11 protein-coding genes are annotated in these 12,335 nt (G+C 71.3%); 5 read left to right on the top strand and 6 right to left on the bottom strand.

Features of this window, described 5'->3' with window-relative positions:
• Genes OG607_RS33350 through OG607_RS33340 form a run of 3 tightly spaced genes read right to left on the bottom strand, consistent with a single transcriptional unit; the run spans position 1 to position 2,585 of the window.
• Positions 1 to 1,065 (bottom strand): serine hydrolase domain-containing protein, encoded by a 1,065-nt coding sequence (locus OG607_RS33350; protein WP_405731306.1) that lies wholly within the window; start codon positions 1,063 to 1,065, stop codon positions 1 to 3.
• On the bottom strand, positions 1,034 to 1,231 hold the full coding sequence (locus tag OG607_RS33345) for a hypothetical protein (RefSeq protein WP_405731305.1): 198 nt from the start codon (positions 1,229 to 1,231) through the stop codon (positions 1,034 to 1,036). The genes OG607_RS33350 and OG607_RS33345 overlap by 32 nt, the downstream gene beginning before the upstream one ends.
• A gap of 25 nt (positions 1,232 to 1,256) precedes the next feature.
• On the bottom strand, positions 1,257 to 2,585 hold the full coding sequence (locus OG607_RS33340) for a multidrug effflux MFS transporter (protein WP_405731303.1): 1,329 nt from the start codon (positions 2,583 to 2,585) through the stop codon (positions 1,257 to 1,259).
• Between the two features lie 76 nt (positions 2,586 to 2,661).
• Between OG607_RS33340 and OG607_RS33335 the strand changes: the two genes are divergently transcribed.
• From OG607_RS33335 to OG607_RS33325, 3 genes are all read left to right on the top strand, one after another.
• Positions 2,662 to 3,660, top strand: coding sequence for a Gfo/Idh/MocA family protein (locus OG607_RS33335; protein ID WP_405731301.1), 999 nt, complete (start codon positions 2,662 to 2,664; stop codon positions 3,658 to 3,660).
• A 245-nt stretch (positions 3,661 to 3,905) separates the two neighbouring features.
• Positions 3,906 to 4,685 carry a hypothetical protein gene (locus OG607_RS33330; RefSeq protein WP_405731299.1) on the top strand — a complete coding sequence of 260 codons (780 nt, stop codon included), beginning with the start codon at positions 3,906 to 3,908 and terminating at the stop codon, positions 4,683 to 4,685.
• A gap of 68 nt (positions 4,686 to 4,753) precedes the next feature.
• Complete coding sequence (locus OG607_RS33325) at positions 4,754 to 6,835, top strand: bifunctional polysaccharide deacetylase/glycosyltransferase family 2 protein (RefSeq protein ID WP_405737215.1); 2,082 nt, start codon at positions 4,754 to 4,756, stop codon at positions 6,833 to 6,835.
• Positions 6,836 to 6,893: 58 nt separating this feature from the next.
• Here the strand turns inward: OG607_RS33325 and OG607_RS33320 are convergent, their stop codons facing one another.
• A complete protein-coding gene (locus tag OG607_RS33320) occupies positions 6,894 to 7,961 on the bottom strand; it encodes a hypothetical protein (RefSeq protein ID WP_405731297.1) in 1,068 nt (355 codons plus the stop codon).
• Between the two features lie 341 nt (positions 7,962 to 8,302).
• Between OG607_RS33320 and OG607_RS33315 the strand changes: the two genes are divergently transcribed.
• Both OG607_RS33315 and OG607_RS33310 read left to right on the top strand, forming a co-directional pair.
• Complete coding sequence (locus OG607_RS33315) at positions 8,303 to 9,781, top strand: hypothetical protein (protein WP_405731295.1); 1,479 nt, start codon at positions 8,303 to 8,305, stop codon at positions 9,779 to 9,781.
• 14 nt (positions 9,782 to 9,795) lie between these two features.
• The gene (locus tag OG607_RS33310; protein WP_405731293.1) at positions 9,796 to 10,131 is read left to right on the top strand and encodes a hypothetical protein; all 336 of its coding nucleotides are present in this window, start codon (positions 9,796 to 9,798) and stop codon (positions 10,129 to 10,131) included.
• Between the two features lie 24 nt (positions 10,132 to 10,155).
• On the opposite strand, the gene OG607_RS33305 is transcribed toward OG607_RS33310, so the two are convergent.
• Together OG607_RS33305 and OG607_RS33300 are read right to left on the bottom strand one after the other, a co-directional pair.
• A complete protein-coding gene (locus tag OG607_RS33305; protein WP_405731291.1) occupies positions 10,156 to 11,499 on the bottom strand; it encodes a protein kinase domain-containing protein in 1,344 nt (447 codons plus the stop codon).
• Positions 11,496 to 12,335: a PP2C family serine/threonine-protein phosphatase gene (locus OG607_RS33300; RefSeq protein ID WP_405731290.1), complete on the bottom strand. Its 840-nt coding sequence runs from the start codon at positions 12,333 to 12,335 to the stop codon at positions 11,496 to 11,498. Before OG607_RS33300 ends, OG607_RS33305 begins: the two co-directional genes overlap by 4 nt.

Here is a 12,335-nt window from a genome sequence, read left to right as displayed (position 1 = left end):
TCATACCACCCCCAGCGCCCGCGCGAAGCGTGTTCCCGCCGCCGCCCGCATCGCGCTGCCCTCGCGCCAGTCCCGGCGCGGGTGAACGGAGTTGGCGAGCAGCACCAGGTAGGAATCCGACGCCGGGTCCAGGACGAGGCTCGTCCCCGTGAAGCCGGTGTGGCCGACCGCCCCGCGCCCGGCCAGCTCGCCCATGAACCACGGCTGGTCGATCTCGAAGCCGCGCCAGGGGCCGCCGCGGTCCAGCAGGGCGCGGCAGAACAGGGCCAGGTCCCGGGCCGACGAGAACAGCCCGGCGTGGCCGGCGACGCCGCCCATGGCGTAGGCGTTCTCGTCGTGGACGACGCCGTGGAGCATGCCGCGGTCGAGGCGGCCCCACGGGCGGCGCTGGTCCTCGGTGGCGGCGATGCGCGGGATCCAGGAGGCGGGCGGGTTGAAGCGGGTGTCGTACATGGCGAGCGGATCGGTGATGTGCTCGCGGACGAGGGCGTCGAGGGCCTCGCCGGTGGCGCGCTCAAGGACGTGCTGGAGGGCGATGAGGTTGAGGTCGGAGTAGATCCGTACGGTGCCGGGCTCGGCGACCGGGGCCTCGGCCCAGAGGAGGGCGGTGCGGGCGGCGGCGTCGGGGCAGTCGTGGAACGGGAGCTCGGGGCGCAGGCCGGAGGTGTGGTCGAGGAGGTGGCGTACGGTGATCGGCCCTTTGCCGGCGGCGCCGAATTCGGGGACATGGGAGGCGACCGGGTCGTCGAGCTCCACCGCGTCCACGGAGGCGGTGACGGTCGCCGTGAAGAGCTTGGTCAGCGAGGCCAGGTCGAAGATCGTGCCGGGGCGCATCGGGACCCACTGGTCACGCGGCAGCTCGCGGTCGTACGCGGCGTAGCGGACGGCCCAGCCCACCGCCTCGTGCAGCAGGACGTCCGGGCCACGCCCGGCCAGCACCACGGCGCCCGCGCACCAGGGCCGGGGGACGGCTTCGACGTACGCCCGTATGTCGTCGACGAGAGCACTCAGCCCGTCAGGAGTTTCAGGGGCTTCAGGGGAGGTACCTTTCGACAGCCGCGGCACCGTGCTCCTCCAGGGCCCTGCGGGCCGCTTCCAGCCGGGCAGGGGTGACCTCGCGGCCGGAGGCCATCACGAGGTCCTCGGGGTCGATCATGTGTTCGGACCCGGTGTGGAGGCAGCTGTCGGCTGTCTTCCAGGCCCACTTGCTCTCGTCGATCGGCTCGGACATGTCCGCCTCCTGACGCCTGCTGCGCTCACTGCGCTTGCGGTGCATCCACAGTACGCCGCCAGGGGCGGCAGAGCCCGGCGAAGCAGATCACGGCAACGGTCACGCTCACCACCTGCACCAGGGCCATCGGGAGGGCCGTGTGGTCACCGGCGATACCGACCAGAGGCGAGGCGATGGCGCCGATCATGAAGGAGGAGGTGCCGAGGAGGGCGGAAGCGGATCCGGCGGCATGGGGCGTACGCATCAGCGCGAGCGCGTTCGCGTTGGGCAGGACCAGGCCCATGGCGGACATCAGGACGAACAGTCCGGCGGCGACCGGCAGCAGACCGACCCGGCCCAGCGCACCGGAGGTCATCAGGAGCAGCGCCAGGGCCGAGGCGGCGATGATCGCGAGGCCGGCGCCGAGGACCCGGTCCATGGGGACGCGGCCGACGAGCACCTTGCCGTTGACCTGGCCGAGGACGACGAGGCCGATGGAGTTGACGCCGAACAGCAGGCTGTAGGTCTGCGCGGAGGCGCCGTAGAGGTCCTGGACGACGAAGGCGGAGGCGGCGATGTACGCGAAGAGAGCGGCGAAGGTGAAGCCGCCGACCAGCATGTAGCCGGTGAAGGCGCGGTCGGCGAGGAGGCCGCGCATCGTGCGCAGGGTCTCGCCGAGGCCGCCTTGGTGGCGGCGGGCCGGGGGGAGGGTCTCGTGGAGCCAGCGCTGGACGACGAGGGTGAGCAGGACCCCGACGACGGTGAGGACGGCGAAGACGCCGCGCCAGTCGGTGACGCGGAGCACCTGGCCGCCGATGACGGGGGCGATGATCGGGGCGACGCCCGAGATCAGCATCAGGGTGGAGAAGAAGCGGGCCATGTCCAGGCCGTCGTGGAGGTCGCGGACGACGGCTCGGGCGATGACGATGCCCGCCGCCCCGGCCAGGCCCTGGAGCAGCCGGAAGCCGATGAGCAGCTCGGCGGTGGGGGCGAAGGCGCAGACGGCGGTGGCCAGTACGTAGATCACCATGCCGGCGAGCAGCGGTCTGCGGCGTCCCCAGCGGTCGCTCAGCGGCCCGACGACCAGCTGGCCGAGGGCCATGCCCGCCAGGCACGCGGTCAGGGTGAGCTGGACGGTGGCGGCGGGGCTGTGCAGGGCGCGGGTGACGGCGGGCAGGGCCGGGAGGTACATGTCCATGGAGAGCGGGGGCAGCGCGGTGAGCCCGCCCAGGACAAGGGTGACGAGGAGGCCCGTACGCCGGGCGGCTGTGGGTACGGCGAGTCGTACCGGTCGTACCGGCTTTGACGCGTCCGGTGTGGATATCTGGTCGGGCGGGATCGGGCCGGCCTCCGGCATGCGGGCCTCCATCTCCATGTCGGCAAATCGTTCTCTATGCTCTCAGGATTTACACAATGGTCGAGACCAGGTAGCGGGGCGGCGGGAGCGGGACATGGCAGATTCTGAGAAGCCCGGGAAGATCCGGTGGGGCATTCTGGCGACCGGCGGGATCGCGGCGGCCTTCACCGCCGAGCTGCTGGAGCTCAAGGAGGACGCCGAGGTGGTGGCCGTCGCCTCGCGCAGCGACGCCTCTGCCCGGGCCTTCGCCGAGCGGTTCGGGATCCCGCGCGCGTACGGGAGTTGGACCGGGCTCGCGGACGACCCGGAGGTGGATGTGGTGTACGTCGCCACGCCGCACTCCGCCCACCGCGTCGCGGCCGGGATGTGCCTGAGCGCCGGGAAGGCCGTGCTCTGCGAGAAGTCCTTCACCGTCAACGCGGTCGAGGCGCGGGAGCTGGTGGAGCTGGCCCGGGGGCGCGGACGCTTCCTGATGGAGGCCATGTGGATGTACTGCAACCCCGTCATCCGCCGCCTCGACGCTCTCGTACGCGACGGCGCGATCGGCGAGATCCGTGCCGTCCACGCCGACTTCGGCCTCTCCGGGCCCTTCGAACCCACCCACCGCCTCCGCGACCCCGCCCAGGCCGGCGGCGCGCTGCTCGACCTCGGCGTCTACCCGGTGTCCTTCGCCCACCTGCTGCTGGGCGAGCCCGACGAGGTCCAGGCATGGGCCCGCCTGACCGAGGAGGGCGTGGACGCCAACACCGGCATCCTGCTCGGCTACGACAGCGGCGCCGTCGCCGTCCTGAGCTGCTCCATCACCGCCGGAACCCCGGCCACGGCCACCGTCACCGGGACGGCGGGGCGGATCGAGTTCCCCCACGGCTTCTTCCACTCCGACCGCTTCGTACTGCGCCGGGAGGGCCGGGAGCCGGAGGAGTTCACCGCCCCGGCGGCGAGCCTGCGGTACGAGGCGGAGGAGGTCATGCGGTGCCTTCGGGCGGGCGAGCTGGAGTCACCGCTCGTCCCGCTGGACGGCAGCCTCGCGGTGATGCGCACCCTCGACACGGTCCGGGACCGCATCGGCGTGCGGTACGCGGGTGAGGCGTAGGGCGAAAGCCTGTCCGGCGGATCTTGGCCAGGTCCACGACGCGCCCCCAGCGCGGCGGGCTGCGCTTTGTCCTCAATCGCCGGACGGGCTGAATTCAGCCCGTCCGTCACCCCGGGGCATCGCGCCCACCCGAAAGAGGCACCGCCCCCTGCCGCCCCGCCACGGCCCGCGAACAGGGCCGGAAAGGGGGCCGGGGGGCGGGCGGGCGGGGCCGGGGGCCGGTCGCAGCGCGTTAGCTTGCGGCCATGCACTTCCGGCACCAAGAACCGTCCGCCCCTGCTGAACCGGCCGACCCGGCCGAACCGGCCCAGGAACCAGAGCTCTTGGAACCGGTGTTCGTCGACAGCAGCGGCAGACGCGGCCGCCGCGTACGCCGTATCGCGTGGACGGTGGGGGCCGTGTGCAGCGTCTACACGGTGAGTCTGGTGCTGAGCCTGACCGGGGCGACGCCCATCGCGCCCCGCACCCTCCTGCCGCTGCCCGGCATCCCCAGCACCGCGCCGGGGCACGAGGAGGAGGAGCCGGCCGCGCCCGAGGCCGGCGCCCCGCTGCCGTCCGCCGGGCCGGAGGCCGTGGTGCCCGGCATCGTGAACGCCGGGGTGCGGCGGGCGGACTACGTACGCACCCAGGAGGCCGCCGCCGCGGGCACCGGGGTGCTGAAGTCACCGCCGTCTCGGCCGCCCGCGCCGCCCGGCCGAATGGTCCAGGCGGCGGCCCAGCAAGCGGTACGGGCGGTGACGCCGCCCCTGGCGCTGCCGAGCGGCTCTGCGGCCCCGGCCGGGCCGGTGGTACCGGCCCCGGCATCCGCGTCCGCTTCCCCGTCCGCGCCCGCGTCGGACCCGGCCCCCGCGTCCGCGAGCCCGTCGGCGGAGCCCTCGCAGACGGCACCGGCCGCCGTCGAACCGCCGCCGTCCGTCCAGCCCGCCGCGTCGGACTCCGGCAGCGCGGCCCCGGCACCCGCCGACTCCGCGTCGGGAGCCTCCGACGGCCCGCAGGCACCGCAGTCCCAGGGGAGCGGACAGTGAACAACCCTCTGAAGAAGGCCCCCAAGCAGCGCAAGCCCAAGCTGGTCACGCCGCTGCTCGCCCTCACCATGCTCGTCTGCGCGCTGCTGCTGAACGGCTACGTACGCGGGGACTTCGCCATCGGCGACCACCAGGTGCGCAAGCCCAGCTCGGCGAGCCGGGTCCCGCGTGCCGTCGTGAACGGCGGCCCGGTGCTGGACACCACGGGCGCCAGGCCGCGCTCGTACCACGTCGCCCGCCGCACGATCGCGCTCACCTTCGACGACGGCCCCAACCGGACCTGGACGCCCCGGATCCTCAAGGTCCTGGCCAGGCACCGGGTCCCGGCCACGTTCTTCGTCACCGGCGAGATGGCGGCCCGCTATCCCGGGCTGGTCGAGGAAATGGTGCGCGACGGCCACGAGCTCGGCGTGCACACCTTCTCCCACCCCGACCTGATCGGCCGCTCGCCCGCCCGGATCGACCGTGAGCTGTCGCAGACCCAACTGGCGCTCGCCGGGGCGGCCGGCGTGCACAGCTCGCTCTTCCGGCCGCCGTATCTGGCCACCGCCCGCGCGCTGGACAACCGCTCGTGGCCGCTGGTCCGGCAGATCGGCCGCAAGGGCTACGTCAGCGTCTTCATCGACCTCGACACCAAGGACTGGGAGCTGCCGGGCGTCCGGTCGATCGTCGAGTCGGCCATCCCCGACCACCCCGGCGACGGCGCCATCGTCCTGCTCCACGACGCGGGCGGCGACCGCTCCCAGACCGTCGCCGCCCTGGACCTGCTCATCCCGCGCCTGCAGAAGCAGGGCTACCGCTTCACCACCGTCACCGGGGCCATCGGCGCGCCCAGCGCCAACCACCCGGTCCACGGCGCCGAGTTGTGGCAGGGCAGGGCCTTCGTCGGGGCCGTGCAGTTCTCCGAGACGGTCGTCCCGGCGCTGGTCGTCCTGCTCACGATCGTCGGCGGCCTGGTGCTCGCCCGCTTCGCCGCCATGCTGGTGCTGGCCCGCCGCCACGCCCGCAAGCGCCGCGCCCCCGGCTTCTCCTTCGGGCCGCCGGTGACCGACCCGGTGAGCGTGATCGTGCCCGCGTACAACGAGCGCGAGTGCATCGCCCACACCATCAACTCCCTGATGGTCAGCGACCATCCGATCGAGATCGTGGTCGTCGACGACGGCTCGACCGACGGCACGGCCGACATCGTCGAGGAGATGGCCACGCACCTGCCGAACGCCCGGGTCCGCGTCGTACGCCAGGAGAACGCGGGCAAGCCCGCCGCCCTCAACAACGGCGTCGCCAATGCCCGTCACGACCTCATCGTCATGATGGACGGCGACACCGTCTTCGAGCCGTCCACCGTGCGCGAGCTCGTGCAGCCCTTCGCCGACCCGCGCATCGGGGCCGTCGCGGGCAACGCCAAGGTCGGCAACCGCGGCTCCATGATCGGGCGCTGGCAGCACATCGAGTACGTCATGGGCTTCAACCTCGACCGCCGCATGTACGACCTGATGCGCTGCATGCCCACCATCCCCGGCGCCGTCGGCGGCTTCCGCCGGACCGCCCTGGCCGAGGTCGGCGGCATGAGCGACGACACCCTCGCCGAGGACACCGACGTCACCATGGCCATGCACCGCGCCGGCTGGCACGTCGTCTACGCCGAGCGCGCCCGCGCCTGGACCGAGGCCCCGGGCTCCCTGCGGCAGTTGTGGAAACAGCGCTACCGCTGGGCCTATGGCACCATGCAGGCGATGTGGAAGCACCGCCGCGCCTGCCTCGACCGGGGCCACTCCGGGCGCTTCGGCCGCGTCGGCCTGCCGCTGATCGTGCTCTACCAGATCCTGACCCCGCTGCTGGCCCCGCTCATCGACATCTTCGCCCTCTACGGGCTGCTGTTCATGAACCCGGTCAGCACCGCCCTCGCCTGGACCCTCGTCCTCGGCGTCCAGGCCGCCTGCGCCGCCTACGCCTTCCACCTCGACGGCGAACGGCTGCGCGACCTGTGGCCGCTCCCCCTCCAGCAGGTCATCTACCGCCAGCTGATGTACCTGGTCCTGCTCCAGTCCACCGCCACCGCCTTCTCCGGCGGCCGCCTCGGCTGGCACAAGCTGCGCCGCACGGGCGAGGTCGGCGTGCCGCCAACCGTGGCCGCCGAAGGCGGCCGATGAGGGATGCGGGATCCCACAGGCCTGCCTGGCGGCCGCCCTTGGACGTGTCGGCGTGCCCTCAGCCTCGTGAGGCCAACTGCCGTGCGTGACCTGCCTCGTCGTGAAGGGCGACCCGTTCCAGCGCCTTCGCCAGGCCGCGCAACCAGCGAGCAGAGGCCCGGCACCGGAATATCAACTCCTTGGACACCTCGGGCAACCTGACCTCGTGCAGGGCGATGACCAGGCCCACAACATGGTCGACGTCCCGACACTCGGCCAGCTTGCCGACCAGCAGAGCGCTCGCCGTCTCACACCCCCGGTCGTGCAGGATACGGAACAGCCTGGCCTCGTCCGTGCAGCACCGTGCCGATGCGCCGATGCCGGAGAAGAGACCGTTCACTCCACGCACCTTCAGCTCCGTATCACTGAGACCGACCACCAGTTCGGATACATCCTCAACCGATCGGTCCGCCACCGCCAGGGCAACCACCTCCGCCGGTGTACGTAACGCGGCCAGACCGACAAGCATGTCGGCCTCCGGCCCCAGGCCTGCGGCCTCCAGGCCGTCCAGTGCGCGGATCACCTGGGGAACGGGGCGGCGGCCGGCCACGCCCAGCAACTCGATCACCGCGTCGCCACGGCCGAGTTGCTGGAGCTCACTGAGCAGAGCGGGCAGCCGCTCCACGTGCAGCCCGCGGTCGATCTCCCTCGATACCCGCTCCCACCGTGCCACGCTCCTTTCCGGCGTCGGCTGCTGTTGCTCCGGCATCTCCGGATGTTGCGGGGGCTGCAACATGGCCCGCCGGGCCTCATCGCGGTCCCGGTAAGCGGCTTCAAGGGCTTCCTGCAGCCCCTGGTTCTGCTGAACCGGAGACTTGCTGGCAGCTCTGGCCCGCGAGTGCAGTAACAGCAACTGTTCCGCGGCCATCACGTCGATGCCGTCCCGGGCCGCCTGCGCGGCATTCCCGTGCAGCTCGACAACCCAGGTCCGTGGAGGTATCCGTTTGCCCGAGAGATAGCGCGAGACCGTCCCTCTGTCGCTGTGCGTCCGGAGGGCGTACGCCTGCAGCGTTTCGCCGAGGATCTCAAACAGGTCGCGCAGTGCCTGCGCCAGCGAGCAGTCATGCGGTCGCAGTTCCTCGCCCAACGGTTTCAAACCCGGCACAGCCGCCCCCCCATAAGCCCGGCAGGTTGCCAATCACGGCTGCAACATGTGGCTTCTCCCGCAACCCTCCGCCGACGCGGAGCATCGGAATCGGCCACCGTCCTCCCGAGCCCATCGAAAGGCACACCGATGACTCGCCACCATCGCCATTGCCCTGACCGGATTGCACGGCGCATGGCATGGCCAGGACCGGCGAAACGGCACGCACAATGACGACGACAGGAGTTGACGAATCCCTGCCCCGCCAAGTCCCGAGGCCCTACCGTGGAGTTCCGGTTATTGACCGGGTCTGGGACATGTTGCGCACTCGGGGGAGGGGACGCATGCCGCTCGCTGTACTCAGCCCGCTGCCGAAATACCGCACGGACCTTGTGACACGGCGGCTCTGTGCCACCGTGCATCTGGACGAGCCGTTCGCCCGCGCGGTCTGGGAGGAATTCGCCGGGGACGGGCTGCAGGCCTTGGGTCTGCCGCACGGGATCAATCTGGTCGCGCTCGTCCGGCATGCGCGGCAGGCGGTAGGGCGGTGCGACCGGCGCGACCGGACGCTGGCCGGTATCGCCTGGCTGCTGCCGGTCTCGTTGTTGCTGGCACTGTGGACGCTCATCTCGGGCCGAACGGGGGTGGCGGAGGCCGCCGCGGGTGCGGCAGCACTGTTGCTGGTGCTGGCGTGGGGCGTCGCGTTCGAGGCCCGGTTGCGGGGACGGCAGGCCGCGCTGCAGCTGGGGAGGGACGGAGTTCCGGTCCTGTCGCTGGCGCGGGAGGTGGACCGGGAGATCGAGGAGCGGCTGGAGTCCCTGAAGAGGGCCAACTTCGTCGCGTATCACGCCTCGGCGGAGTCGATCAATCCGTTCGTGGGCAGCGGATGGCGGCTCACGGAAGCAGTGTGGCCACCCATCGACGTAAGCCGGCCGGCCAAGGACGACCAGGGCAAGGACGAGCAGATCATCCCGTTCGACGCGGCTGATCTGCACCACTACCTGGCCGTCGAAATGCCCAAGATCGTGGGCCTGGAGACGCTCAAGGCCCGCAACCGGCTGCACGTCCGCGGGCTTCATGTGGCCCACCTGGGTCCGGATGTGCTGCCCGACCGGACCCGGCCGCCGCTCGCTGTCGTGCCCAAGCAACTGGTGCAGTCCGGGGCAGTCCAAACGGGCGCGGGGGTGGAGACCTATCTGTGCCTGCGAATGCTCGGTCCGGGCGGGCGGGTGGTGGTCACCATGCACCTGCGCGCACTGCTGCTGATGCCCCGGCTGTCGTGGGAGGTCGCCTCATACGTCCTGCCGCCGCTGTCGGCGCAGTTCGACGTGGTCGAATATCTTCCGGCCGGGACTGCGAGGCTGTGGTGGGACACCCTGCGCACGGTCAACGAGGGCTTCCGGCAGACCCTGTTCGGCGCCCCCCGGCGGTTGCGGAAGGAGGCGGCCCACCAACGCCGGAAGGCCCGCGACCTGGCCCGTGTACGCAAGGAGATTCGCAAGAACCAACGCGACTGGGACTACGGGGCGGTCAACGGGCTCCGTGAACTCGTCGCGGACTGGGACCGGATGGGGTACGCGGAGAAACGGGACACCTCGCACTACTTCAAGCGGCTCGAACAGGGGGTGCTCCTGGCCACCGGGCGCTTCCTGGAGGAGCACAACATCGACACGTCGGACTTCGAGGACACCGAGAAGCAGATCCACAACACACAGACGTACAACTTCAACGGCCCGATCACCGGTCCGGTCCAGGCCGGCGGCACCAACAACCAGCAGATGAACCAGCCCACTCCGCCGCCCGCCGGGCAGCCCAGGACATAAAGAGGTGCCGCGTCATGGACACGTTCAACTTCAACGCCCCCGTCAACGGTCCGATTCAGGCCGGCGGTGAGGGAAACACCCAGAACAACAACATCGTCAACAACAACTACGGCGGGCAGCAGACCGCGGAGGCGCTGCGGCTCGCGAACGAACTGGTGCGCCAACTCGGCGCCACCGCGCCCCCCGAGGTGGAGGCGGTACAGGCCGAACTGGCCCGTGCCGATCAGCAGAACACGGCGGCCGACCACGTCCGGATCCGGGCCTGGCTCAGCACCATCAGCCAGGGCGCGGTCGCGGGCAGCGGGACGCTCGCGCTGGTGGAGGGGATCCGCCAGGCCGTCGGCGGCTGAGCCCCGGGGCGCCGGGCGGGCGCATCAGGCGGAGTGGAGCACGGCCTCCACTCCGCCGCCCAGGTCCACGGTGAGCCCGTCCCGCAGGGGGATCGTGCGGGACGGCGCGACCTCCTGTGCGGAGCCGTCGCCGCGCCGGGCCCGCCACACGGCGTCGGAGCGGTTGGTCAGCCCGAACTGGCCGGGACGCTTGGGGTTCTCGGACAGTTCGGCGATCACCGATTCGTCACGGAAGTCGTGCCGTCGGGGCTCGGCTTCGAGGTGGTGCTTGAACAACCGGGTGTCGCGGCCCAGCCGAACCGTGCGTACGGTGCGCGGGTGGGCGGTGGTGAGCACCAGCCGGGGCGGCATCACCAGCGTCTTGGCGCAGGCCCAGCAGGCCGGGGGCACCTGGCCGTCCGGCTCGGTCATGTTCTGCTTACCGCAGTCGGCGCAGATCACGATGGTGTCGTGGACCTTGCTCAGCATCTCCCGCCACTGCGACTCGCGGACCCTGCGGGCGGGGTCGCGCAGGCCGTCGGTGAAGTTGTGGACGAACAGCTTCCGCAGCGCCTCGGGCGCCACGCCCCAGGTGGCCAGGACGGTCGACTGCTCTGCCGGGTCCGGGCGGTTGGAGTCGTCCTGCGGGTCGAAGACGAAGACCGGCCGGGTGCCGTAGAGCCGCCTCTCCGCCGCCTCGTCCAGACAGCGGATCCGCAACTCCTGTACGCCCTTGAAAGGGTGATGGTTCATCAGCAGCATGAACAACAGGACCGCGAGAGAGTGCAGATCCGTCTGGGTGCTCGGCAGGGCGCCGTCGTCGCCGCGTACCAGCTCCGGCGCCATGAACTCCATGGTCCCGGTGATCCCGGACACCGCGCCCTCGACGACGGCGTTGTCGTTGTCGCAGACCAGCACATCGCCGCTGGCCGGGTCGAAGAAGATGTTGCCCATGGAGATGTCGCGGTAGGCGACGCCCCGGGAGTGCAGCGCCTTGTACGCCTCCACCATGTGGACCGCGGCCGTGACCAGCGCCCTGGGCGTGGTGCGCAGCTGGCGCCGGAAGAGCGCGGGCAGGCCTTTGTAGCGGTCCGGCCGGATGTCCATCAGGTAGCCGAAGCCGTCGCCGCCGCCGTTCTCCATGACGAGCTGCTGCGGCCACAGGAACCGGTCGTCGGTGAATCCGCGGCCGACCAGGTCCTCCACGATCTGCCGCTGCTGGTCATCGGCGCAGGCCGGGTAGTACCACTTCAGGGCCCGGTCGCCGTCAGGGGTGCGGACCCGGTACACCTCGCCCTGCCCGCCGGAGCCGAGCAGGTCCACGACCGTCACGTCCCAGCCGTCCTCGGTGACGAGTGTGCTGCCGGTGGGGAGCATGCCGTTGGTCATAGTTCCTCCGTACCTTCCGAGCCTTCCGAACGCCATGCCGCTACCACGGTGCTGTCGTCCCCGGAGTACCTCGCCGCCTGGGCCAGCCACTTGGGCAGATCGGCGCCGACCGCGGAGGGGCCGAGCTCCAGCAGCCGTTCATACGTCCCCCGGACGAACTCCTGGTAGCCCTGGCGGTCCACGAAGCTCTTGGACAGCCCGTCGGTGGACAGCAGCACCAGGGAGGGAGTGCCGCTCCGGCCGGTGAGCGGCGACCAGTACACCCGCATCAGGTCCCAGGCCTGGCGGCTGCACAGCGAGTCCGTCTCGTCGCCCAGGTCCGGGGTGCCGGAGTCCAGCGGTATCGCGACGTTGCCGTCGAGGTCGGCCACCGCGAGTTCGCCATCGCCGAGCTGCCACCCGACCAGCAGGTCGGGTGTGATGACGGCTCCGATCAGGGTCGTCCCGTACGGCACCAGGTCCCGCTGGCGCACGGTCGCCGGGTCCGGGGCGGGTCCGGTCAGGCCGGCGCTGCGCCGGGCGTGCCCCAGCACCTCGTCCTGCCACAGCCGCACCAGTTCGCGGGGCAGCCGCTCCTGTGCGTCGGCCTTCAGACGGGGCAGTGGCAGCCGGGGGTCGAGGGCGCGTTCGGCGAAACGGCGGCCCAGGGTGATGAAGACGTCCACCGCGTAGCGGGCGCCGAGATGGCTGAAGGCGTGAGCCGATGATCCGTGTCCGTCCGCCACCGCCAGAACGGTGACGTCCTGCTGCTGGAAGTGGTCCGCGTAGTCCTGGTAGACGTGCTTACTCGCCGGAGTGGCGTGCTCGCACAGGATCCGCCAGCGCGCATCGGGCAC

Origin of the sequence: Streptomyces sp. NBC_01537, from assembly GCF_045040445.1 — a bacterium.
GTDB lineage: Bacteria > Actinomycetota > Actinomycetes > Streptomycetales > Streptomycetaceae > Actinacidiphila.
The sequence above is the reverse complement of the archived record's forward strand: the minus strand, read 5'-3'. Positions and strand labels throughout refer to the sequence as shown.